At 64.1% G+C, this 22,631-nt stretch carries 18 protein-coding genes and 1 pseudogene; 4 read left to right on the forward strand and 15 right to left on the reverse strand.

Annotated features, from left to right (window positions below; genetic code table 11):
* Positions 1-95 precede the first annotated feature (95 nt).
* The 13 genes and pseudogenes from AC630_RS46735 to AC630_RS05825 form a co-directional block, all read right to left on the reverse strand.
* Entirely contained in the window at positions 96-617 is a 522-nt protein-coding gene (locus tag AC630_RS46735; protein ID WP_349538052.1) for a zinc-binding dehydrogenase, read from the reverse strand.
* Between the two features lie 217 nt (positions 618-834).
* Positions 835-1,176 (reverse strand): annotated as a pseudogene (locus tag AC630_RS46740) (alcohol dehydrogenase catalytic domain-containing protein); the annotation flags it as partial.
* Positions 1,177-1,235: 59 nt separating this feature from the next.
* A complete protein-coding gene (locus AC630_RS05775; RefSeq protein WP_208866959.1) occupies positions 1,236-2,177 on the reverse strand; it encodes a DMT family transporter in 942 nt (313 codons plus the stop codon).
* Between the two features lie 190 nt (positions 2,178-2,367).
* Positions 2,368-3,207 carry an aldo/keto reductase gene (locus AC630_RS05780; protein WP_074117561.1) on the reverse strand — a complete coding sequence of 280 codons (840 nt, stop codon included), beginning with the start codon at positions 3,205-3,207 and terminating at the stop codon, positions 2,368-2,370.
* Positions 3,208-3,369: 162 nt separating this feature from the next.
* A complete protein-coding gene (locus AC630_RS05785; protein ID WP_074117562.1) occupies positions 3,370-4,266 on the reverse strand; it encodes an SMP-30/gluconolactonase/LRE family protein in 897 nt (298 codons plus the stop codon).
* A 330-nt stretch (positions 4,267-4,596) separates the two neighbouring features.
* The gene (locus AC630_RS05790; RefSeq protein WP_074117563.1) at positions 4,597-7,299 is read right to left on the reverse strand and encodes a nitrate reductase; all 2,703 of its coding nucleotides are present in this window, start codon (positions 7,297-7,299) and stop codon (positions 4,597-4,599) included.
* A gap of 1 nt (position 7,300) precedes the next feature.
* Entirely contained in the window at positions 7,301-8,518 is a 1,218-nt protein-coding gene (locus AC630_RS05795; RefSeq protein ID WP_074117564.1) for an NAD(P)/FAD-dependent oxidoreductase, read from the reverse strand.
* Between the two features lie 11 nt (positions 8,519-8,529).
* On the reverse strand, positions 8,530-8,958 hold the full coding sequence (locus AC630_RS05800) for a globin family protein (protein WP_074117612.1): 429 nt from the start codon (positions 8,956-8,958) through the stop codon (positions 8,530-8,532).
* Between the two features lie 120 nt (positions 8,959-9,078).
* Positions 9,079-10,458 carry an MFS transporter gene (locus AC630_RS05805; RefSeq protein WP_074117565.1) on the reverse strand — a complete coding sequence of 460 codons (1,380 nt, stop codon included), beginning with the start codon at positions 10,456-10,458 and terminating at the stop codon, positions 9,079-9,081.
* Positions 10,459-10,794: 336 nt separating this feature from the next.
* Positions 10,795-11,589: an ABC transporter ATP-binding protein gene (locus tag AC630_RS05810; protein ID WP_074117566.1), complete on the reverse strand. Its 795-nt coding sequence runs from the start codon at positions 11,587-11,589 to the stop codon at positions 10,795-10,797.
* Between the two features lie 13 nt (positions 11,590-11,602).
* On the reverse strand, positions 11,603-12,499 hold the full coding sequence (gene ntrB / locus AC630_RS05815) for a nitrate ABC transporter permease (RefSeq protein WP_074117567.1): 897 nt from the start codon (positions 12,497-12,499) through the stop codon (positions 11,603-11,605).
* Positions 12,500-12,560: 61 nt separating this feature from the next.
* Entirely contained in the window at positions 12,561-13,871 is a 1,311-nt protein-coding gene (locus AC630_RS05820; RefSeq protein ID WP_074117568.1) for a CmpA/NrtA family ABC transporter substrate-binding protein, read from the reverse strand.
* Positions 13,872-14,216: 345 nt separating this feature from the next.
* A complete protein-coding gene (locus AC630_RS05825; protein ID WP_074117569.1) occupies positions 14,217-15,134 on the reverse strand; it encodes an intradiol ring-cleavage dioxygenase in 918 nt (305 codons plus the stop codon).
* Between the two features lie 161 nt (positions 15,135-15,295).
* Here AC630_RS05825 and AC630_RS05830 point away from each other — a divergent pair, with 161 nt between their 5' ends.
* Positions 15,296-16,570, forward strand: a complete 1,275-nt coding sequence (locus AC630_RS05830; RefSeq protein ID WP_074117570.1) for a serine hydrolase domain-containing protein — start codon at positions 15,296-15,298, stop codon at positions 16,568-16,570.
* A gap of 83 nt (positions 16,571-16,653) precedes the next feature.
* Here the strand turns inward: AC630_RS05830 and AC630_RS05835 are convergent, their stop codons facing one another.
* On the reverse strand, positions 16,654-18,375 hold the full coding sequence (locus AC630_RS05835) for a SulP family inorganic anion transporter (protein ID WP_074117571.1): 1,722 nt from the start codon (positions 18,373-18,375) through the stop codon (positions 16,654-16,656).
* A 364-nt stretch (positions 18,376-18,739) separates the two neighbouring features.
* Between AC630_RS05835 and AC630_RS05845 the strand changes: the two genes are divergently transcribed.
* The 3 genes from AC630_RS05845 to AC630_RS43465 all read left to right on the forward strand — a co-directional run bounded on the left by AC630_RS05845 (position 18,740) and on the right by AC630_RS43465 (position 21,755).
* The gene (locus AC630_RS05845; RefSeq protein ID WP_074117573.1) at positions 18,740-20,197 is read left to right on the forward strand and encodes a sensor histidine kinase; all 1,458 of its coding nucleotides are present in this window, start codon (positions 18,740-18,742) and stop codon (positions 20,195-20,197) included.
* A 16-nt stretch (positions 20,198-20,213) separates the two neighbouring features.
* Entirely contained in the window at positions 20,214-21,347 is a 1,134-nt protein-coding gene (locus tag AC630_RS05850; RefSeq protein ID WP_074117574.1) for a mandelate racemase/muconate lactonizing enzyme family protein, read from the forward strand.
* A 147-nt stretch (positions 21,348-21,494) separates the two neighbouring features.
* Positions 21,495-21,755, forward strand: a complete 261-nt coding sequence (locus tag AC630_RS43465; RefSeq protein ID WP_143197844.1) for a DUF7957 family protein — start codon at positions 21,495-21,497, stop codon at positions 21,753-21,755.
* A gap of 131 nt (positions 21,756-21,886) precedes the next feature.
* Here the strand turns inward: AC630_RS43465 and AC630_RS05855 are convergent, their stop codons facing one another.
* Positions 21,887-22,618 (reverse strand): cytochrome c biogenesis CcdA family protein, encoded by a 732-nt coding sequence (locus tag AC630_RS05855; protein ID WP_074117575.1) that lies wholly within the window; start codon positions 22,616-22,618, stop codon positions 21,887-21,889.
* Positions 22,619-22,631 lie beyond the last annotated feature (13 nt).

A 22,631-nucleotide genomic window follows, 5' to 3' on the forward strand; every position in this document is an offset into this window, starting at 1 on the left:
CTAGAGTCTCTCCGCGGAGGCAGTCTGGATTGCTTCGCGGAGCCTGTCATCGGGCCGCGCTTCGCGCGGACCCGGTGGCTCGCAATGACAGCATACTATCTCCACGGCTGCACGATGATCTTGGTGTGCGCCTCGGGATTGGCGAGATCGGTGAACGCTTTCGCAACGCCGTCGATGCCGACCTCGGCGGTCACCATCGCGGCGGCATCCACCTGCCCTTCCGCGATCAGGCGCAGAGACGCCGCGAACTCGTCCGGGGTGTAGCCGAGCACATACTGGACGTTGAGCTCCTTCATGATGCCCAGCATGGGTTCGCTCCTGTCGGTCTCCATGCAGACACCGACCACGACGACCTTGGCATCACGCGGCGCGCCTTCGAACACCTGCTGCAACAGGCCGGGCACGCCGACACATTCGAAGATGATTGCCGGCTTCAGCGGTGGCAGCATGGCCTGGAACGGCGGGCGTGCAGTTTTCTCGGCGTCCGACATCTGCGCGTGCTCGGCCCAGGTCGCATAGGGCTGCGACACCTTGGGATCGACGACGATGTCGGCGCCGAGCTTTGCCGCAAGCGCACGCCGCGCCGGCGAATAGTCGGCGGCGACGATCGGGTGCAGCCCCCCGGATCTTCAGCGCCGCGATCACCGCGAGCCCGACCGGTCCGCAGCCGATGACGAGCGGCACCTCGCCGCCGCGGATGTTGGCTTTTGCCACGGCGTGGACGCCGACCGCGAGCGGCTCGGTCAGCGCGGCGTGTTCGGGGGCAAGACCGTTGGGCACTTCGAGCAGCAGTGCTTCGCTGAGCAGCATCGCCTCGGCGTAGCCGCCGACATTGTCGTTGGAATAGCCGATGCCCTCGATGCCCTGTGGCGTCACGAGCGCCGGCAGCGAGCAGACACGCGTGCCGGGCTTGAGCTTGCGCGCGGTGCCCGGGCCGTAGTCGACGACCTCGCAGCAGAATTCGTGACCGAATACGACGTCACGGGCGAGGTCCATCGGCTTGCGCCCGACCTTCCGCGCCATCTCAACCATGCAGTGGGCGTGCTGACGCGCATGCAGATCGGAGCCGCAGATGCCGCAGGCGAGCGTCTTGACCAGCACCTGGCCGGCGGCCGGCGTCGGCTCAGCCATTCGGTCGACGACAATCTCACCGTTCCTAAAAATCGCAGCGCGCATCCGGCTCCTCCCATGTTGTTGGAGCCGTTGATAGCACGAAGCGGGCGCGCGAACTTGCGTCAGGGGTTCGGGGAACGCTCTTCCAGCACCAGAAGCTGTGCGCGGCGGATGCGCTCGCGATGGGCGATGTAGAGGCCGCTGGCGACGATGAAGGCCGCACCGGTGACGGTCCAGACGTCAGGCACTTCGCCGAACAGGAAGAAGCCCAAAATGCTGACCCAGAGCAGCTGCGTGTAGGAGAACGGCGCCAGCACCGAGGCATCGCCGTAGCGGTAAGCCAGCACGATGATCCACTGGCCGACGGTCGAGGCAACGCCGATCACGATGCCGAGCCCGATCGCGGTCCAGGTCGGCGTCACCCAGACGAACGGCACCATCAAGCTGAGGATCGCAACGCCGGTGAGCGCCGAATAGGCCATCGTGGTGAGGACGGCTTCACGCCCGCTCATCATGCGCGTCAGGATCAGCGCGGCAGCCCAGCAGAATGCCGAGACAATCGGGAAGAACGCGGCGACGTGGAACGCGCTCGAGCCCGGCCGCAGGATGATCATCACGCCGATCAGGCCGAGCGCGGTGGCGATCCAGCGGCGCATGCCCACCTTCTCGCTCAGGAAGACGATCGACAGCGCGGTAACGAACAGCGGCGACACGAAGCCGGTGGCGGAGGCTTCCGCGATGGGGAGGAAGCGCAGGCCGGTGATGAAGAACAGCGAGGAGCCGAGCAGTGCAATGCCGCGCATCAGCTGCAACCCGAGCCGTTCGGTGCGCATCGCATGGAGCGGAGAGCCCGGCAGCATCACCGGCGTGAACATCAGCGCAAAGACCACGAAGCGGATCCAGGTGATCTCGATCGACGGCAGGCTCGACGACAGATATTTCGCGGTGACGTCGGAGCAGCCGAGAAACACCGTCGACAACAACACCAGCGCGATGCCCTTGAAAGGATGATCCACGCGGGCAGGCGCGCGGCGAGCCTGCTGCTTCTTCTCCGGCACGAGCATGGGAATACTGTCGAGCCTTGCGGCTGCGGCGGGCGGCGGTGTCACGGCTGGAACCCGGGGCAAAATGCGAATCGAGAACGATCTTAAAAAAACGACAAATGCGCCGCGTTCACAACTTCCGAAAACAGGATGCCGATATGCGCCGATCGCCGCGCGCGTCAATACTCCATTCATAATAGGCGTTTGTGCGCTACAGCATGGGCAGGCTGCGCGGCTTCGGGCCGCGCGGAAACGCCGCATCCAGCGCCACAATCTCCTCTTTCGTCAGCACGAGATCACCGGCGGCCGCATTTTCACCGGCATGCTCCGCGGACGAGGCCTTGGGGATCGCGAACACCGTAGTTGCACGGGTGAGGAAGCCCAGCGCGACCTGTCGCGGTGTCACGCGACGCGCGTCCGCAATGCGCGCCAGCACCGCGCCGCCCTTGCTGCTGCTTGCGGGGAACTCGTCATGGCCGAACGGCGAATAGGCGACCACCGCGACACCATGCTGATCGCACCACGAGATCACCGCATGCTCGATCGCGCGCTCCTTCAGATGATAGAGCACCTGATTGCAGGCGATCTTGCCCTCACCCGCAACGTCGAGAATCTCGTCGAGATCATCCGCGTCGAAATTGGAGACGCCCCAGGATTTGATCTTGCCGGCCTTCACCAGATCCTCGAACGCCGCGACGGTGTCTTCCAGCGGATAGGAGCCACGCCAGTGCAGGAGATAACAGTCGAGCCGATCGGTCTTGAGCCGCTTGAGCGAGCGCTCGCATGCGGTGATGGTGCCGCGGCGCGAAGCGTTGCTCGGCAGCACTTTTGAGACAAGGAACACCTCATCGCGACGGCCCGCGATCGCATCCGCAATGACGAGCTCGGCATCGCCATACATCTCGGCGGTGTCGATGTGCGTCATGCCGAGATCGAGTCCACGCTGGAGCGCCGCGATCGCGCGCCTGCGATCGCCATGGTCGAGATACCAGGTGCCCTGCCCGATGACGGAGACGTCAGCGCCGGTCCGGCCGAAGGGGTTTGTGTTCATGTCTGCTCCTGTCAATTCTCCCTCTCCCCGTTCTTACGGGGAGAGGGTTGGGGTGAGGGGCTGCTTCCGCAATAACGCTAGCAGTAGCATTCGCGGAGACTCCCCCTCACCCGCCGCGCTTCGCGCGTCGGCCTCTCCCCGCACGCGGGGAGAGGCGAAGAACTACAATCCGCCGATATCCGCGACCAGCACGCTACCGGTTGCGGACTCCGTGATATAGAGCCGATCCTTCTTCGCGCCACCGATGGCAACATTGGTGCAATTCGGTCCCGCGCACGATTTCACCCGCGCGATCAACTCGCCGTTCGGCGCGAACACGAAGACGTGGCCGAGCGAGGCGTGACCGACGAACAGGCGACCGCTCGCGTCCATCGTCATGCCATCGGGCCCCGACGTGCCGAACAGCGAGCAGAAGCGGCCGACCTTGGACACGCTGCCGTCCATCATGAACGGCAACCTCCACACCGCATTGTCGCGCGTCATCGCGACGAACAGCACAGTCTCACTTGGGTCGAGCACCAGGCCGTTCGGACTGATGCCGGTGTCGATCAGGCAATCGAGCCTTCCGTTCGGCGCCAGCCGATAAACCCGACCGCTCGGATCGTGCAGGCCGGTCTGGCCCTGATCGGTGAAATAGATGTCGCCGTTGGAGGCTAGATGCAGATCATTGCAGCCGCGGAAGGATTCCGAGTTGCGCGCGGTCAGCACCGGCTTGATGCCGCCGGCCTTCGCATCGAGCTCCATGATGCCGTGCATGTAGTCGGCGACCAGGATGCGGCCGTCGGCCGCGATCTTCAGCCCGTTCGGCCATCCCTCATACTCGATCACCAGCGACCATTCGCCGTCAGGCGCAATGCGAAAGATGCGGCCGAAGGGAATGTCGACGATGTAGAGATTGCCATCTCTGTCGAACGACGGCCCCTCGATGAAGCTATCGGTCGGCGCACCCGGCCGGTTGGCATCGGCCCAATCGGTCCGCACGTCCTTGCGACGGAATTTGTCGGGCATGGCGGAGAAAATCTTGGTTTCGATCAGGCGCGGCGGCGTTTCCAGGTACATCATGGTTGTTGTTATGCGTGTTGAGGGGGAGTGCGCGGCAGCATAGGCCGCAATGGAGGGCGCGTCGATTGGTGCGGAGGACATAGCAGCGTTCGCAATGGCTGAGCATTCGAATACGAGCATATGTCATTCTCGTGTCCCGGACGCGCTGCGACGCCCCATAGCGCGTCGAAGACGCGCGTACACGCGCTTATGGCGTTGCGGCGCAGAGCCGGGACCCAGGAAGGTCACCACACACCCCGCTGTTGGATGGGCCCCGGCTCTGCAGCGCATCACTTCGTGCTGCGCGGCGTCCGGGGCACGAGACCTAGCACGTGTAAGAGAGAGTTATTACCCCGCCGCACCTGCGAGCTTGGCCTGCTTCGCCGGCGCCTCGGTCTGCGCGATCAGGCGCTTCAGCTCGGGGATGCAGGAGCCGCAATTGGTGCCGGCCTTGAGCTTTGCGCCGATCTCGGCCTCCGTGCGCGCGCCGGCGGCGATAGTGTCGCAAATAGTGCCGCGGCCGACGCCGAAGCAGGCGCAGACAATCGGCCCGGTCGAAGCGGCGCCTTCGGCGGACTTCCCGGACAGCAGCACGCGGCGCTGCTCGTCGGTGACGAGGTCGGCCGCGAACAAACTCTTCACCACCTCCCAGTCGCCGGCATCATGCGCGGGACCGACGAACAGGCAGGTCTCGATGCGATCGCCTGCGAACGACGCAGCGCGGTAGACGCCACCGCCGAAGTCGTAATATTCGGCGACATCCTCGCCGGCGACGTCGTCGAGCCAGGCCGGCCAGCGCGAAAGATCCGCATTGTCGGCGAAGAGATAGCCGAAGCCGCCCGCAAGCGTGACACGGGTCCACAACAGGTTCGACGGCAGATCGAGCTGCTTGCGCGAGAGTGCGAAGCCGCGGAAGACATATTCGCATGGCGCGATCGCGGCGGGTGTCGCCTTCGCCTCCGGCTGCCCCGAAAACGGATCGGTGAACGGCGCTACCAGCGCGCCGACGCGGCCGTGCGAGGCATTCATCGCGCTCCAGTGGATCGGCGCGAACAGCGTGCCGCGCTGCTGCCGCTCGCTCACGACGGCCTTCAGGATGCACTGGCCGTAATCGGTGGTAACGCGCGCAAAGCCGTCATGGACGATGCCGTGTTTGCTGGCGTCGTCAGGGTGAATCTCGACGAACGGCTCGGGCAGATGAGCACCCAGCCGCTGGCTCAGGCCCGTGCGCGTCATGGTGTGCCACTGGTCGCGGATGCGCCCGGTGTTGAGCCGCAGCGGACGCGACGGCCCGATCTCGCCGCGCAGTGACGGGACCTCCGGCGCGACGAAGCGGGCTTTGCCGTCATTGGTGAAGAAGCCGCCTTTCGCAAAGAAGCGCTCGCCGGGCGCCTCGCCTTCGCACGCCGGCCACTGCACGGGCTTCAACGCGTCGAAGGCTTCGTCGGACAGCACAGTCAGCGCGCCGATGTCGAAATCGCGGCTGCCGCTGTTCTCGAATGCCGAGAGCGCGGCATGCTCGCGGAAAATGTCGGCGGCGGATTTGTAGTTAAAACTATCGCCGAAGCCGAGACGCTTGGCGGTCTCGCTCAGGATCCACCAATCCGGCCGCGCCTCGCCCGGCGCCGGCAGGAACGAACGCTGGCGCGAGATGCGCCGCTCGGAGTTGGTCACCGTGCCCGACTTCTCGCCCCAGGCCAGCGCAGGCAGCAGCACATGCGGCCCCGCCTCCACCGTGTCGTTGGAGAGCACATTCTCGGAGACCACGAACAGCTCGAGCTTCCTCAGGGCCTCACGCACGAAATCCGCATCGGGCAGCGACACCGCAGGGTTGGTGCCCATCACCCAGAGCGCCCTAACCTCGCCGCGATTGATCGCCTCGAACAGCTGCACCGCCTTTAACCCCTCATGGGTGGCGATGCGCGGCGCCTTCCAGAACCGCCGCACGCGGTCGATGTCGGGTGGCGTGAAGTTCATATGCGCGGCGAGCTGGTTGGCGAGCCCCCCGACCTCGCGACCGCCCATCGCGTTGGGCTGGCCGGTGAGGGAGAACGGCGAGGCACCTAGCTTACCGATGCGGCCGGTGGCGAGATGGCAGTTCAGGATCGCGTTGACCTTGTCGGTGCCCTGCGCCGACTGGTTGACGCCCTGCGAGTAGAGCGTGACGACGCGTGGCGTGTCACGGAACATCCTGAAGAAGGTGGCAACGTCCTGCTCGGAGAGGCCCGTCGCCAGCGCAGTCGCGGTGACGCTGCCGGCGATGTTGCGCGCGCGCGCCAGCGCGTCGTCGAATCCGTCGGTGTTCTGCGCGATGTAATCCCGGTCCAGGGCCCCGTTGTCGGCGAGATGGACGAACAGGCCGGAGAACAGCGCGGTGTCGGTGCCCGGCTTGAGGCCGAGGAACAGATCGACGTCGCTTGCGGTGTCGGTGCGGCGGGGATCGACCACGATCATGCGCGCGCCGCGCTCCTGCCGGTTCCTGAGCATACGCTGGAACAGCACGGGATGGCACCAGGCCGCATTCGAGCCGACGAAGACCAGCAGATCGGCCTGGTCGAGATCCTCATAGCAGCCGGGCACGGTATCGGCGCCGAAGGCGCGGCGATGGCCGGCGACCGAGGACGACATACACAGCCGCGAATTGGTGTCGACATTGGCCGTGCCGACAAAGCCCTTCATCAGCTTGTTGGCGACGTAATAGTCCTCGGTGAGCAGCTGGCCGGAGAGATAGAACGCGACCGCATCGGCGCCGTCGCGCGCGATAATATGCTGCATGCGATGAGCGACGTGATCGAGCGCATCGCTCCAGGCAACGCGCTCCAGCACGCCCTTGCAGCGGATCATCGGATAGAGCAGCCGGCTTTCGAGCCCGACGGTCTCGCCGAGCGCGGAGCCCTTCGAGCACAGCCGGCCAAAATTGGCGGGGTGGTCGGGGTCGCCCGCGATCGCCGCGCCGCCTTTGCCATCGGGCGTCGCCAGCACACCGCAGCCAACGCCGCAGTAAGGGCAAGTCGTTCGCGTCGTCCGGAGCGTCGGGTCGATCGCCGTCATGTCAAGCCGCCTTGGATGGGCGCGCAGGCGCGCGGCCGAACATCATGTCGCTGCGGATCGCGGCCACCTTCTCGCGATTGCGGATCAGCTCGAGATACCAGAGCGCATCGGCGGTATCGCCGATCAGCACAGCGCCGGTGAGCCGGCCGTCGGCGATGACGAGCTTCTTGTAGGTGCCGCGCCTGCGGTCGGTGAGCACGAGGCTCTCGCTGCCCTCCCCGCCCATGAAATCGCCGGCGGAGAACACGCTGACGCCCGATACCTTCAGATTGGTCGAGACCACGCTGCCCTGGTAAGCGGCGGCACGGCCGGAGAGATGCCGCGCCAGCACCCGCGCCTGCTCGTAGGCGGGCTCGACGAGGCCATAGCATGTGCCGCGATGCTCGGCGCATTCGCCGAGCGCGTAGATGTCGGGCGAAGCCGTCTGCATGACGTCATTGACGACAATGCCACGGTTGACCGCGATGCCGGCGTCCTTGGCCAGCCCAATGTTGGGCCTGATGCCGGCAGCGAAGATCACCGCATCGGCCTCGATGCGGCTGCCGTCCGCGAGTTCGACCGCTTCGACATGGCCCTCGCCATGAATGCGGGCCGTCGACGCATTGAGCAGGATGCGGATGCCCTTGCGTTCGACCAGCGTCTTGAGCAGATCGGCCGCAGGCAGATCGAGCTGGCGCTCCATCAACCGGTCCATCAGATGCAGCAGTGTCACCGGCGCGCCGGCCTTGGCGAGGCCGTAGGCTGCTTCAAGTCCGAGCAAGCCGCCGCCGACCACGACGACGCGCTTCTTCGCTGCCGCAAGAGTCAGCAGCAGATCGACATCGCGGGTATCGCGGAACGTATGTACGCCGGCGAGATCGGCGCCGGGTACGTTCAGCCGCAGCGGCGTCGAACCGGTGGCAAGCACCAGCTTGGAATATTCCACACTCTCCTCGCCGGCGATCTTGAGCTCGCGGCGGCCGGTGTCGATCTCGGTGACGCGATAGCCATAGCGCACGGTGACGCCGCGATGGCGCCACCAGTCGGCCGGCCGCAGCTCGATCTCGTGCGAGCCGGTCTCGCCGGCCAGCACGGACGAGAGCAGCACGCGATTGTAAGCGAGCCGCGGCTCATCGCCGATCACGGCAACCGCGTAGCGGCCGAGTGCGGTCCTGGCGAGTTCATCGACCAGACGCGCAGCCGCCATACCGTTACCGACGATGACCAGCGGTTCGCTCACAAGACGTTCTCCTATTCAGCAGCCTGCGGCTGCGCGCCGTAGGCCTCGGAAATCATGTAGTCCGACAGCACGCCGTAAGCGTCTCTCCAGGCCGTTGCCAGTTCGGGCGTCCAGGATTCGCCGAGGCCCTTCTCCAGGGTCCACAGCAAGGTCGCGCCGACCACGGGATAGTGTTCGGCCTTGGCGCCGTAGGCGATGTGACGCCTGGCAAGCGCGGACGCCGCGGGAAGAATCGAGTCCAGGTTCGACAATCCGCTGACGACGGCGGCCAGCACGCCCATCAGCTTCTTGCGCTGCTCGGTCATGTCCTCGGGAAACATCGCGCGCACGGACGGCGCCACCTCGAACAGCCGATCGTAGAAAAGGACCGAAGCCGCTTCCGAAATCGGTGCGACCTTGGAAAAGCTCTGCTGGACGAGGGCGATCTGCTCTGGCGTCATGATGTTCTCCTGCCTGTTGGGTTTGCCTTGGTGCGCGCCATTGCGAACCAGGTTCATGGTCAAACTGTCGGGCAATGCTTCTCCCCGCGTACGGGGAGAAGCGAGATTCGTACCAGTCCTCTAGACTCTCGCCTCCGCGAGGCCTGGCGCGCCTTCACCCTGCGGGCTGCGACGCAGGTAGAACCACCAGGTCAGTCCGAGGCACGACGCGTAGAAGACGAGATAGATCGCGAGCGCGAGCTGCGGACCGCCGGTCATGGCGATCGACTTGCCGAATCCGCTCGGGATCAGATAGCCGCCGACGGCGCCGACCGCGCCGATGAAGCCGACCGCCGCACCGCTCTCGATGCTCGCCGTCTTCAAGGCAATCGCGCGCGCCGCATCGCCCTTGCCGCGCGCCTTGAACAAATTTTCCTCGCGGAAGATCGATGGGATCATGCGGTAGGTCGAACCGTTGCCGATGCCCGTCGTCACGAACAGGATCAGGAACATCGACAGAAAGCCGATGAAATCCTTCTGTCCGACGAAATAGAGCACGCCGATGGTGGCGCCCGCCATCACGATGAAATTCCAGAACGTGATGACCGAGCCGCCGATCCTGTCGGCAAGCCAGCCGCCGAAGGGCCGCGACAACGAGCCGACGAGCGGCCCGAGGAACGCGATCGAGATTGTCACGGTGGGAAACTGCGTCTTGATCAGCAGCGGAAACGCCGCGGAGTAACCGATGAAGGACCCGAACGTGCCGATATAGAGATACGCCATGATCCAGGTGTGCTTGCGCTTGACCACCGCGAGTTGGTCCCTGATCGACGACTTGGCCGTGGTCAGGTTGTTCATGAAGAACACCGCGCCGAACACCGCGATCGCGATTGGCAGCACCCACATCAGGCCGGCGTTCTGCAGGAAGATGCCGTCTACGGGCGTCGCCTGGAACAGGTTGATGATTGCGAGTGTCATCAGGATCGGCGTCAGCAGCTGCACGCTGGAGACGCCGATGTTGCCGCCGGCAGCATTCAGGCCGAGCGCCCATCCCTTCATCCGGTCGGGGAAGAAGAAGGAGACGTTGGTCATGCTGGAGGCGAAGTTGCCGCCGCCGAGACCGGCGGTCGAAGCAACGAGCAGCATCAGCCAGAACGGCGTTTCAGGCTGGCTGACGAAATAGGCAAGCGACAGGGTCGGAATGAACAGGATCGCCGCGCTGAAAATGGTCCAGTTGCGGCCGCCGAACGTCGTGACCGCGAAGGTGTAGGGAAAGCGCATCAATGCGCCGATCAGCCCCGGCACCGCGACGAGTTGGAACAGCTGGTCGGTGGTGTAATGGAAGCCCGCCTGCGGCAGCTTGGTGGTGACGATGCTCCAGATCAGCCACACCGAGAAGCCGATATGCTCGGCCACGATCGACCAGATCAGGTTACGCCGGGCGATCGCTTTACCACCGGCATTCCAGAATGCCTCATCTTCGGGGCGCCAGTCGGAAATCCAAGTTGGACTCTTCGTCATTGCATATCCCTTCCAGGCTCACCGCTGCGTCGTTGCAGGCTCATCCTCCACGCGGAGGCGTGCGCCGAGGCTTCACCCCGGTGGTGAGTCACGATGCTGATTGATGATGTTGAGGGACGGCGTCGTTGGCGTCGGACAAGGTATTTCAATTTCCGTGCCAACTGCCCGCGATCGGGAAATGCTGGGAATTCAGAAGCCTATTCGAGTTGCCCGAAATTTTTGCAGGGCGATTTCGCACGCAAATTTTGCGATTCGCTCAATCCCTGTGCGACGCACAAGGATTGAGCTTGGTGACTCCAAATTAGGCGCTGCGTGTGTCGCGCATGACCGACGCGTTTACGCGGCTTCGACGAAGCGATGACGCTCGTAGAGGAACTCGAGCACGCGCTGGCGGCACTTCAAGTACGTCGCGCTGGTCGCGAGCTCGAGCCGCTTGCGCGGGCGCGCGAGCGGAACCTCCAGCACCTCGCCGATGCGCGCGCTCGGTCCGTTCGTCATCATCACGATGCGGTCGGACAACAGCACGGCCTCATCGACGTCGTGGGTGATCATCAGGATGGTGTTGCCGAGCTTCTGATGCAACGCCATCACAGAGTCCTGCAAATGTGCGCGGGTCAGTGCGTCGAGCGCGCCGAAGGGCTCGTCGAGCAACAGCACTTTCGGTTCCATGGCGAGCGCCCGCGCAATGCCGACGCGCTGCTTCATGCCGCCGGAGATTTCCGAGGGACGCTTGTCTCTGGCATGGGCCATCTGCACGAGGTTGAGATTATGCATCACCCAGGCGTCACGCTCGGCTTTCGTCTTGGTCCTGGAGAAGACCTTGTCGACGCCAAGCTTGACGTTCTCGAACACGGTGAGCCACGGAAGCAGGCTGTGGTTCTGGAACACCACGGCGCGATCGGGTCCCGGCGAGTTCACCTCGCGGTTCTCGAGCAGCACGCCGCCGGTGGTCGCGTTGGTCAGCCCGGCGATGATGTTGAGCAGGGTCGACTTGCCGCAGCCGGAATGGCCGATGATCGAGACGTATTCGCCCTTCTCGATCGTCAGGTTGATGTCCTTCAGCACCTCGGTCGTTGCAGCACTGCGGGTGAAGATCTTGTCGATGTGGTCGAGCTTCAGATAGGCAGTCATATAACCTCTCCCCTCAGTTCTGCGCCGTGCCGCGGGTGACGATCTTGCCGAGGCCCGCGATCAGGCGGTCGAGTACGAAGCCGACGATGCCGACATAGAACAGCGCCAGGATGATCTCGCTGATATGCGAGGAGTTCCAGGCGTCCCAGATGAAGAAGCCGATGCCGACGCCGCCGATCAGCATTTCGGCCGCGATGATGGCGAGCCAGGACAGACCGATGCCGATGCGAAGACCCGTGAAGATGTAGGGCGCGGCCGCCGGGATCATGATCTTGGCGAAGAACTCGAGCGGGTTGAGTTGCACCACCGCGGCGACGTTGCGGTAGTCCTGCGGAATGTTGCGGATGCCGACCGCGGTGTTGATGATGATGGGCCAGATCGAGGTGATGAATATGACGAAGATCGCCGAGGGCTGCCCGTCGCGGAACGCGGCGAGCGAGAGCGGCAGCCACGCCAGCGGAGGAATGGTACGCAGGACCTGGAACAGCGGATCGAGCCCACGCATGGCCCAGACCGACTGCCCGACCAGCACGCCGAGCGCGATGCCGGCGATGGCAGACAGCGAATAGCCGAAGGCAACGCGCTGCAGGCTGGCGGAGAGATGCCAGAACAAGCCCTTGTCGATGCCGCCATGGTCGAAGAACGGATCGAGGATCAGCTCCTTGGTATCCCTGAACACCTTTGACGGAGGCGGCAGCGCCGAGCCGGCGCGGCGGCAGACCAGCTCCCACACCAGCGCGAGCAGCGCGATCACGATCAGCGGCGGGATCACGCGCACCGCGATCTCCCTCGCCATGCGGGCGTACGTCTCAGTGCGCGGCGGGCGCCTCAGTGTCATCGCGACAACCGGCGCGGCAACAGCAGCAGGCGTCGCGGTCTCAACCTCAATCTTCGTGGCAGGCATGTTCATCGAAAATCCCTTTCCGGCTCCACAAGACGATGCGGCCGCATGACGGCGGCCGCAGGCTCCATCAGACTTCGACGCGCTTGATCGCGAGCGACTTCAGATAGGCAGCCGGATTTTCGGGATCGAACACCTTACCGTCGAAGAAGGTCTCCTTGCCGCGCGAGGTGGAGGTCGGGATGTCGGCGGCCGCGACACCAAGTGTCTTGGCCGCATCCTTCCAGAGGTCCTCGCGGTTGACCTTGGCGATCAGCGCCTTGGTATCGAAGCCGGGCTCGTATTTGCCCCAGCGGATGTCCTCGGTGAGGAACCAGAGGTCGTGGCTCTGGAACGGATAGGAGGCCTGGTCCTTCCAGAAGCGCATCTGCTGCGGTGAGTTCTCGACCACGCGGCCGGTGCCGTAGTCGAACTTGCCCTTCATGCGGTCGGTGACGTCCTCGACCGGACAGTTGATCCACTGGCGCTTGGCGCAGATCACTGCGGCCTCTTCGCGGTTCTCGACCTTCTCGGCCCACTGCTGGGCTTCCATCACCGCCATCAGCAGTGCCTTCGCCGCCTTTGGGTACTTGTCGACCCAGGTCGCGCGCATGCCGAACGATTTTTCTGGATGCTTGTCCCAGAGCTCGCCAGTGGTGATCGCGGTGTAGCCGATCTCCTGATGGATGAGCTGCAGGTTCCAGGGCTCACAGACGCAGAAGCAGTCCATGGTGCCAACCTTCATGTTGGCGACCATCTGGGGCGGCGGCACCACGATGGTTTCGATGTCCTTGTCCGGGTCGATGCCGCCGGCGGCGAGCCAGTAGCGGATCCACAGATCATGCGTGCCGCCCGGGAAGGTCATCGCGGCCTTCACAGCCTTGCCGCCAGCCTTCTTCTTCTCCAGCGCCGCCTTGAAGGGCGCGGTGTCGATTCCGACCTTGAGATCGGCATATTCCTTGGCGACCGAGATGCACTGGCCGTTCAGGTTCAGGCGCGCCAGGATGTACATCGGCGTGGGCTGGTTGTTCTGCGTCACCTTGCCGGCTGAGATCAGATACGGCATCGGGGTCAGGATGTGCGCACCGTCGATGCCGTTGCCTTCCGAGCCGAGCACGAGGTTGTCGCGCGTGGTGCCCCACGAGGCCTGCTTCTGCACCTCGACATCAGGCATGCCGTATTTGGCGAAGATGCCCTTCTCTTTCGCCACGAACAGCGGAGTCGCGTCGGTGAGAGCGATGAAGCCGAGCTTGGCGCCCTTGACCTCGGGGCCTGCGTCCTGTGCGAAAGCGCCGGCGGGGAAATTCAGCTTGGCGGCGGCGAGAAGAGCGGTGGTGCTGCCGGCGGCCTTCAACAATTGACGGCGGCTCAGGCCCGAGGGTTGGCGGGTGCGCTTGGTCATAGGCGATGTCGTCCTTTGCGTCGTTGCAGAATTGATGGCGTCAGTGCGCGCAAGCAGCCCGTCCGTCCGTGACGCCAGAAAAAGGCGCGCGCGAACGCACGACGGGGAACCCCCGTCTGGTGGCGTCAGCAAATCGGATGAGAAGTCTCGCGGGACGGCTTCAATGGCGTCAGCTTGAATGATTCAAGCTTCATGCCAAGCCAACCGGCGAAGAAAGTCTTTTGAAATTAGCTGGTTAGAACGTGCGCGCCGGATTGCCGCAGCAATCCGCGCGCACGCCAAATTTGCGACCCGCTTAAATTTTGCGCGCCGCACATAAACTGGGCAGACGCGATTCACACCATGCTAGGCCGGCTCCGCCGCCTTGGTCCCCAGCGGTTTCGGCGCCATGCCGCCGCCCGGCTTGAGGTGGAATTCGTAGGTCATCAGGTGCCACTGCCCGTTGGTCTTGGTGCCATCGGGCATGGCCGGTTCGTTGCGCGGTTCGACCTTGGCGACGAGGTCGTCCTTGACCCCGAACACCACGTCGGAATCGAGATATTTGTCACCTCCAATGAAGACATGGGTGATCAGCGGTTCGTAGCCCTTCGCATTGACCAGGAAATGCACATGCGCCGGGCGCATCGGATGACGCTTGGTCTGCATGATCATCTCACCGACCGGCCCGTCGGTCGGGATCGGATAGCTGCACGGCAAAATAGTGCGGAAGAAGAAGCGGCCGTCGCTATCCGTGATGAAGCGCGCCCGCGCCGAGGCGCCGACCTCGTCATAGTTCGGCTTCTGAGAGTCGTAGAAGCCGTCATCGTCGGCGTGCCAGACGTCGACAGGGACATTGGCGAGCGGCTTGCCGTTGAGATCGGTGACGCGGCTCTGCACGAACATCTTCTCACCGGTGAGATTGTTCGGGGAGATGTCGGTGCCGTGCGCAGTCACCTTGTGCTCGCCGACATAGAACGGCCCGAGCACGGTGGTCTCAGTGGCCCCCTCGCGATCCCTGTGGTTGACCGCGTCAACCAGCATCGAGACGCCGAGCACGTCCGAGAGCAGGATGAACTCCTGGCGGGTGTCGGTGCATTTCTGGCCGGTACGGGTCAGAAAATCGATGGCGTATTCCCATTCCTCGAAGGTCAGACCCGTCTTGCTCACGTAATCGTGCAGCGACTTCACCAATTCCTGCAGCAGGAATTTGGCGCGCGGGTTCGGCGTGTTGTCGAAGCTCGCGATCACGGCTTCGGTGAGTTCGGTCTCGTTGAACTGGGTCATGGTGCGTTTGCCTGCGATTTTCTCGTTGGCCCGGCGGGCTCCTTGGGGGCGTTCCAGGGGGAAGCCTACACCAGTCGGCCAGGGCGCGTTAAGCGCGGCGTGCTTGGAATGGGGCCGCCATTTCGCTATCAACCTACCGACAAAACTGCCCGGAGGAACTGATGCTCGCCCCTACCCCCGCCTCGCCCGAATCCGTGGGCATGTCCAAGGCCGCGCTCGACCGTGTCGATGCGCATCTGAAGAGCCGGTACATCGATGCCGGCCGTTTCCCGGGCACGCAGCTCCTGGTCTACCGCCGCGGCAAGATCGCCCACAGCTCCGTGCAGGGCTTTGCCGATGTCGAGCGCAAGGTGCCGGTCAAGGACGACACCATCTACCGCATCTATTCCATGACCAAGCCGCTCACCAGCGTCGCCTTCATGATGCTGGTCGAGGAAGGCCTGGTCGCGATCGACGAGCCGGTCGCCAAATACATCCCGGAATGGAAGGATCTCGGCGTGTTCGTCGCCGGCACCTCGCCGGCCTTCCTGACCCGGCCGCCGTCCCGGCCGATGCTGATCGTGGACCTGCTGCGCCATACCGCCGGCCTCACCTACGGCTTCCAGCAGCGCTCCAATGTCGATGCCGCCTATCGCGCCGAGAAGATCGGCGAGGTCGAGAAAGCCGGCACGCTGCAGACCATGATCGAGAGCCTTGCGAAGATCCCGCTGGAGTTCTCGCCGGGCGAGTCCTGGAATTACTCGGTCGCGACCGACGTGATCGGCTACCTCGTCGGCAAGATTTCGGGGATGCCCTTCGAACAATTTCTCAAGCAGCGCATCCTCGATCCGCTCGGCATGACCGACACTGATTTCTACGTGCCGGCGTCCAAGGTGCACCGCTTCGCAGCCTGCTACTCGGCGGATCCGGGGGGCGGCATGACCTTCCATGCCGGCCAGCGCCGCGAGGGCCTGACGCTCCAGGACGACCCGACCAAGAGCTCGTTCCTGTCGCCGCCCGCCTTCATCTCCGGAGGTGGCGGATTGTGCTCAACAGTTGCCGACTATCTCACCTTCTGCCGCGCGCTGCTCAATGGTGGTGAGCTCGGCGGCGTCCGACTGATCGGGCCGAAGACGCTGGCGCTGATGACGAGCAACCACATTCCCGGCGACCGGGCGCTGCCGGACGTGTCACGCTCGCTGTTCTCGGAGGCCACCTATAACGGCATCGGCTTCGGTCTCGGCTTCGCCGTCACCATGCGCCCGGCCGAAACGCTGATCGCCGGCAGCCGCGGTGAATATAATTGGGGCGGTGCAGCCACGACCTCGTTCTGGATCGATCCGGCCGAGGAGCTGATCACCATCTTCATGACGCAGGTTCTGCCGTCGAGCGCCTATCCGCTCCGCCGCGAGCTGCGTAGCATGGTCTACGCCGCGATCACTGAAAGCAATCTGTAGGCCCACGGCCATAAATCGCGGAACCGGCCTTGGCGCTTTGGCGCCGAGGCCGGTTCGCCCACGCTCCAAATCCGGCAAAGGACCTAACCTTCGGTTCGGTCCTCCCAATCGTCCCACTTCACATTGCTGATTTCGAGATAGCGAGAAACGGCGACCCCGATGGTTGGGAAGAAATAGTTTTCTCCGAGCTGCGCGAACAAGCCGAATCTTTTCAGCTTGTCCTTGACCGGATCCTTGAGCTCCGCAAAGCACAACTCCACGCCCTGCGCGTGCAGTGCCTGATCCAATTCAGCAACCACGTCGCAGGCCGTGACGTCCACACTGGTTACCGGCTCGGCCGCAATGACCAGCCAGCGCACGGGCGTGGGCGAGCTCTCCACGGCATCCAGGACACGCTCCCTGAAGAATTCAGCGTTGGCGAAGAACAGCGGCGCGTCCCACCGAAACAGAACCAGCCCGGGGATACGGCGCGCATCCGGATATCTCTTGATGTCGTGATAGCCTTTGACGCCGTCGGCTCGGCCCAGGACGGCGGAGTGAGGGCGCCAGCCGTCCCACAGAAACTCGATGATGGCGATTGCGATTGCCAAACCTATTCCCGGAATCACTCCGAGCACCGCGACGCCGACAAAGCAGACGATCGCCAACCAGAATTCCCACCGCTGAATGCGATAGATTCGTTTGAGGTCGGCGATCTCAATCAGCCCGATCGCCGCGGCAATGACCACGGCGGCCAATGCCGCACTGGGCAAATGCCGAAGGAGATTGGGTGCAACCAGCAGGAGCGCGGCGATGGCAAGCGCACCGACGACACTGGTGAGCTGAGTCCGAGCGCCGGCGGCCTCCGCAACCGGTGTACGCGAACTGCTGCTGCTGATCGAGAACCCCTGGAAAAAGCCGGTCGCCAGATTGGCGGCGCCAAGCCCCACCAGCTCCTGGTTGGGATCGACGCGCGCCCCCAATCTTGCGGCATAGGCGCGTGAAAGCACACTCGTATCGGCAAATGACACCAGCGCGATTGCAGAGCCGCCGATCAGGACCGGGACCACATCGCCGTAGCTGATCGAGGGAAAGACGAAACCCGGCAACCCCTGAGGCAGAGGACCCACGACCTTCAGGCCGTAAGCCGCTCCAAGATCCAGTACACCGACAACGACCGTCGCCCCGACAACCGCGATCAGGATGCCCGGGAGCCGCTTGCTGTCCTTGAGAAGCAGGATCACGAGCAACGTGGCGAGCCCGACCGCAAACGCGACCCAGTTTGTGCGTCCATCGAGGATCGCACCGCCGATCGCCCATAAGCTCCGCAGCGGCCCTTCGCTCTCGATCGAGAAGCCGAGGAGCGTCGGCAGTTGGCTGATCAGGACCGTCAACGCGATTCCATTCATATAGCCGTATCGGATCGGCTTGGAGAGAAGCTCGGTGACGAAGCCCAGGCGCGCGAGACCCGCCAAGATGCAGACCGTTCCCGAAACGATCGCCATCATGCCGGCGAGCGTTGCGGCACGCAGGGGATCGCCGCCGGCCAACGGAGTGACAACGCCCAGGATGATCCCCACAAGAGCCGAGTCCGGGCCCAGGACGAGTATGCGGCTTGGACCGAACAGCGCGTAGACCAGCAGCGGCACGATCGTCGCGTAAAGACCATAGATGCCAGGCAGGCCCGACGCCACCGCGTAGGCGATTCCCACCGGCACGAGCATTGTCGCCAGGACGATCCCGGCGAAGATATCGTGCGGAAGCCACGCGGCTTCATACTGACGGAGCGTCCTCACCCCCGGGAGCCAGTCGATCGAACGCTTCATTGGCAGTCACTCCCAAGCCCCGATCGTGCTTTTCAGCGACGCATAATGGGTGTCCGCGACCAGCGGACTGGAAGCCACTATAGGCCAAATGCGCATGGCATGTTGCCCGGCGCAGCGATCGAGCGATCTGCCGTGTCTCTTGCGGATCGCGATCGGCATGGCCTGAGGCGCAGACGCACGCGACCGCGCTGCAAAATCCCCTTCTTTGAACTGCTCTCTGGATGCGAAAATCATGGCACGACCCAAATCCTGCCCGTATGGTCTGGCAAAATCATAATCCGGCGCTGCTGCGCTGGAACCGGGACGCCCGCGTTTGTCAAAGCTCACTCTGCCGGTCCGGCTCGCTCTCCTGGTCACGGGAACGATGTTGCCGTTGATCATCTTCGCCGTCGGCCTCGCCTACTCCAACTATCGCCAGGACCGCAGCGACGCGACACGGCGGGTGCTGGAGACGGTGCGAAGCATGCGCCTCGTGCTCGACTCCGAGGTGCAGCGGATGACAGGCGGCTTGCAGGTGCTGGCGCTCAGCGACTCCTTGCGCAGCGGTGACTTCGACGGCTTCCGTCGCCTCGCAACCGGCTTCATCAGCCAATACGGCGAGGACAGCGTCCTGCTGTTGGCTGACAGGTCGGGGAATCAGCTGTTTTCGACCGTCACGACCGAGACGGCGAGCCTCCCGCCGCGCAACAATCGCGAGATCGTTGAGCGGGTGTTCGCCAGCAAGACGCCGCAGTTCTCCGATCTGTTCACCGGATCGACCAAGAAGCGGCCTATCGTCACGGTCGAAGTCCCCGTGCTGCGTAACGGCGAGGTCGTCTACACGCTCTCATTCAGCCCGCCGATCGACATCTTCCAGCACCTGATCGAGCGGCAGCGCCCCGACGAGCAATGGACGGTGTCGCTGCTGGACAGCAAGGGCGTCGTGTTCGCGCGCGTCCCCAATCCGAATGAAACGTTCGGCAAGCAGGCGTCGCCGTCGCTCTATGAGACGATGTTTCGCGCGCCCGAGGCGGCCCTGTCGAGTGTCTCGCTCGACTGCATTGCACTTGCCTCGGCCTATGCCCGGTCGCTGCTGACCGGTTGGACCGTCGCGGCCGGCGTCACCGAGAGCTCGCTGATCGCCCCGCTCTGGCGCAACATTGCGATCACCAGCCTGATCGGCGGCATCCTGCTGCTGGTCGGCCTGACCTTCGCGGTGCGGATGGCGACCGCGATCGCGCGCGGCGAGATGCTGCACAATCTGCTGATCGAGGAGCTCAACCATCGCGTCAAGAACACGCTGGCCTTGATGCAGGCGATCGCGGTGCAGACCTTCCGCAGCGCCAGCCGCGACGAACGGACCAAATTCGAGGGCCGGCTCGGCGCACTTGCCGAAGCGCATAATCTCCTGAGCCAGGAAAAATGGCAGGGCTCCGAGCTGAGGGACGTCATTGTGCGCGTGCTCGAGCCATTCCTGCTCACAAATCCCGATCGCATCCGGATGGCCGGCCCCGCGGTGCCGCTGTCGCCGCGGCTTGCCGTGGTGCTGTCGATGATCGTGCACGAGATCGCCACCAACGCCGCGAAATATGGCGCGCTGTCCAACGAGACCGGCCGGGTGACGCTGGAGTGGGATGTCATTGCCGCCACACCGAAGCCGCGGCTGCGGCTGATCTGGACCGAGATCGGCGGCCCATTGGTGACAGCGCCGGTGCAGCGTGGCTTCGGCTCGCGCATGATCGAGCGCAGTGCGCGCGACCAGCTCGGCGGTGAGGCGACCGTCGACTTCCTGCCGCGCGGCGTAGTCTGCACGGTGATTTGCGCGCTGGACGAGGCGCGGTGAACGGGGGACATCGACGATGAAGATCACCCATGTGCGCACGCACATCCTCGAAGCAAAGCTCTCGCAGCCCTTCGCCTATTCGCGTGCCTGGTACGATACGCGCACCGCGATGCTGGTCGAAATCGAATCCGACACGGGACTGACCGGCTGGGGTGAATGCTACGGGCCGGCGCGAATGACGGCGGCGGTGGTGCGCAGCGTTGCGCCCTGGCTGATCGGCGAGGATCCGCTGCGCACCGACGTGTTGTGGCAGATGGTCTACGCACGCTTGCGCGATCACGGCCAGAAGGGCGTCGTCATCCAGGGGCTGAGCGGCATCGACATTGCGCTGTGGGACATCAAGGGCAAGCATTTCGGCGTGCCCGCGCACCAGCTTCTCGGCGGCGCTGCGCGCAACGAGGTGCAGGCCTATGCGACCGGTCTCTACCGGCGCAAGTCCGGTGATCCGCTCAAATACCTGGCGGAGGAAGCGGCCGGTTACGCCGCCGAAGGCTTCCGTGCCGTGAAGCTGAAGGTCGGCTTCGGCATCGCGGAGGATGCCGCGGTCACGCGCGCGGTGCGCGAGGCGATCGGTCCCGACGTTGCATTGATGGTCGATGCGAACCACGCCTATGACGCGGTCGCGGCGATCCGGCTCGGCCGCATGATCGAACGCCACGACATCGGATGGTTCGAGGAGCCGGTGCCGCCGGAGGATGTCGCGGGATATCGCGCGGTGCGATCCGCGCTCTCCATTCCGATCGCCGGCGGCGAGTGCGAATTCACCCGCTTCGGCTTCCGCGACCTGTTCGCCTCGCATGCGCTCGACATCGCCCAGCCCGACACCTGCGCGGCCGGTGGCCTCTCCGAATGCAGGAAGATTGCCGACATGAGCGAAGCCTTCGGCATCCGCTACAATCCGCATGTCTGGGGCAGCGGGATTGCGATCGCGGCCTCGCTCCAGCTCCTCGCCGTGCTGCCATCGCACACGCCTAGCTCGCTTGCGCCGCTCGAGCCGATGCTCGAGTTCGACCGCACCGAGCATCCGATCCGGCAGGCGATCTTGAAAGAACCGATCGAGCACGAGAACGGCGTCGTTCGCATTCCCGACGGCCCCGGTCTCGGCATCGAGATCGACCGCAAGGCGCTCGCACGTTTCGCGACGAATTAAGGCACACTCAAAAAAGGGGCGCGTCCGCTTTGTTCTCGAAGACGACGTTGAGACCGACATGGCTGCGCGTCGGCGTTGGACCCCACACGCGACATCGCAGGCTTATCCTGATATGAAAAGCCCGCTAGCTGGGATGGCCTCACCGATATGAGAAAAATCTACACATCCGTTGATCTTCCCAACGACGCCGGCCGGCTGGTCATCTTTGAGTGGGGCTCGGGTTCTAAGCCCGAGAAAAACTTGGTGTGTTTTGAACCTGACGGGCGCGTGAGGTGGAAGGCGAAGCTTCCAACGAGCGACGCAGGCGATTGCTTCGTCGGTGTAGCCCTTGAAGGTGATTTAATCCGAGCCAACAGCATGAGTAGTTATTCCGTTTGGCTCGATCCCCGAACAGGTGACGCGGTGTGAACACACTTCACAAAATGACGGGTTGCTTCGCTTCTGATCGGATGTCCGCGTCGGATCAAACGCCGGCGATGATCACCGAACCAGGCGACTTCCGCTTTACTCCCGGAAGCCGCCATTATGAGTAGTGTGAACTACCCGATCGTCTGCAGCGCCGGGAACGTCTCCAGCAGCCAGATGCTCACATTCGAGACCGCGCCGGTGAGAAAGCCGATGCCGGTGACCACCATCAAGACGCCCATGGCGCGCTCGACATTGACGAGGTGGCCCTTCATGCGCGCGAACAGTTTTGAGAACTGCTCGATCATCAGGGCTGCGATCAGGAAGGGAATGCCGAGGCCCGCGGAGTAGACCGCGAGCAGGCCCGCGCCCTTGGTCACCGTCGCTTCGGCCGCGGCGATCGAGAGGATCGCGGCGAGGATCGGGCCGATGCAGGGGGTCCAGCCGAAGGCGAAGGCGAGCCCCATCACATAGGCGCCCCAGAGGCCGACGGGCTTGGGAATCGGCAGCCGTCCTTCGCGCATCAAAAGGCCGATCCGGGTCAGTCCCAGGAAGTGCAAGCCCATGATGATGATGACGACGCCGGCGAGGATCGAGAGCTCGGCCGACCACGCGCGGATCAGCCCGCCGACTAGCGAGGCGCTCGCGCCGAGCGCCACGAACACCGTGGAGAAGCCAAGCACGAACAGCAGCGCCGACATCATGATCGCGCGCTTGGAGGCCGAGGCCGGCTCCTCGCTCTCTACATGCTCGATCGTCGCACCCGTCAGATAGATCAGATAGGGCGGAACCAGGGGGAGAACGCAGGGGGAGAGGAAGCTGACGAGGCCGGCAATCAGCGCCGCCGGGATCGAAACATTTTGCATGATGCAGTCGGAG

The sequence above is a fragment of the Bradyrhizobium sp. AS23.2 genome (assembly GCF_001908185.1).
GTDB lineage: Bacteria > Pseudomonadota > Alphaproteobacteria > Rhizobiales > Xanthobacteraceae > Bradyrhizobium.

What these genes read in the sequence shown, in the direction of transcription:
- AC630_RS05775 (WP_208866959.1), bottom strand. Translation starts at nt 2,177, where the DNA reads ATGCTCGTGCCGGAGAAGAAGCAGCAGGCTCGCCGCGCGCCTGCCCGC.
- AC630_RS05780 (WP_074117561.1), bottom strand. Translation starts at nt 3,207, where the DNA reads ATGAACACAAACCCCTTCGGCCGGACCGGCGCTGACGTCTCCGTCATC.
- AC630_RS05785 (WP_074117562.1), bottom strand. Translation starts at nt 4,266, where the DNA reads ATGTACCTGGAAACGCCGCCGCGCCTGATCGAAACCAAGATTTTCTCC.
- AC630_RS05790 (WP_074117563.1), bottom strand. Translation starts at nt 7,299, where the DNA reads ATGACGGCGATCGACCCGACGCTCCGGACGACGCGAACGACTTGCCCT.
- AC630_RS05800 (WP_074117612.1), bottom strand. Translation starts at nt 8,958, where the DNA reads ATGACGCCAGAGCAGATCGCCCTCGTCCAGCAGAGCTTTTCCAAGGTC.
- AC630_RS05805 (WP_074117565.1), bottom strand. Translation starts at nt 10,458, where the DNA reads ATGACGAAGAGTCCAACTTGGATTTCCGACTGGCGCCCCGAAGATGAG.
- AC630_RS05810 (WP_074117566.1), bottom strand. Translation starts at nt 11,589, where the DNA reads ATGACTGCCTATCTGAAGCTCGACCACATCGACAAGATCTTCACCCGC.
- ntrB (WP_074117567.1), bottom strand. Translation starts at nt 12,499, where the DNA reads ATGAACATGCCTGCCACGAAGATTGAGGTTGAGACCGCGACGCCTGCT.
- AC630_RS05820 (WP_074117568.1), bottom strand. Translation starts at nt 13,871, where the DNA reads ATGACCAAGCGCACCCGCCAACCCTCGGGCCTGAGCCGCCGTCAATTG.
- AC630_RS05825 (WP_074117569.1), bottom strand. Translation starts at nt 15,134, where the DNA reads ATGACCCAGTTCAACGAGACCGAACTCACCGAAGCCGTGATCGCGAGC.
- AC630_RS05830 (WP_074117570.1), top strand. Translation starts at nt 15,296, where the DNA reads ATGCTCGCCCCTACCCCCGCCTCGCCCGAATCCGTGGGCATGTCCAAG.
- AC630_RS05835 (WP_074117571.1), bottom strand. Translation starts at nt 18,375, where the DNA reads ATGAAGCGTTCGATCGACTGGCTCCCGGGGGTGAGGACGCTCCGTCAG.
- AC630_RS05845 (WP_074117573.1), top strand. Translation starts at nt 18,740, where the DNA reads ATGTTGCCGTTGATCATCTTCGCCGTCGGCCTCGCCTACTCCAACTAT.
- AC630_RS05850 (WP_074117574.1), top strand. Translation starts at nt 20,214, where the DNA reads ATGAAGATCACCCATGTGCGCACGCACATCCTCGAAGCAAAGCTCTCG.
- AC630_RS43465 (WP_143197844.1), top strand. Translation starts at nt 21,495, where the DNA reads ATGAGAAAAATCTACACATCCGTTGATCTTCCCAACGACGCCGGCCGG.
- AC630_RS05855 (WP_074117575.1), bottom strand. Translation starts at nt 22,618, where the DNA reads ATGCAAAATGTTTCGATCCCGGCGGCGCTGATTGCCGGCCTCGTCAGC.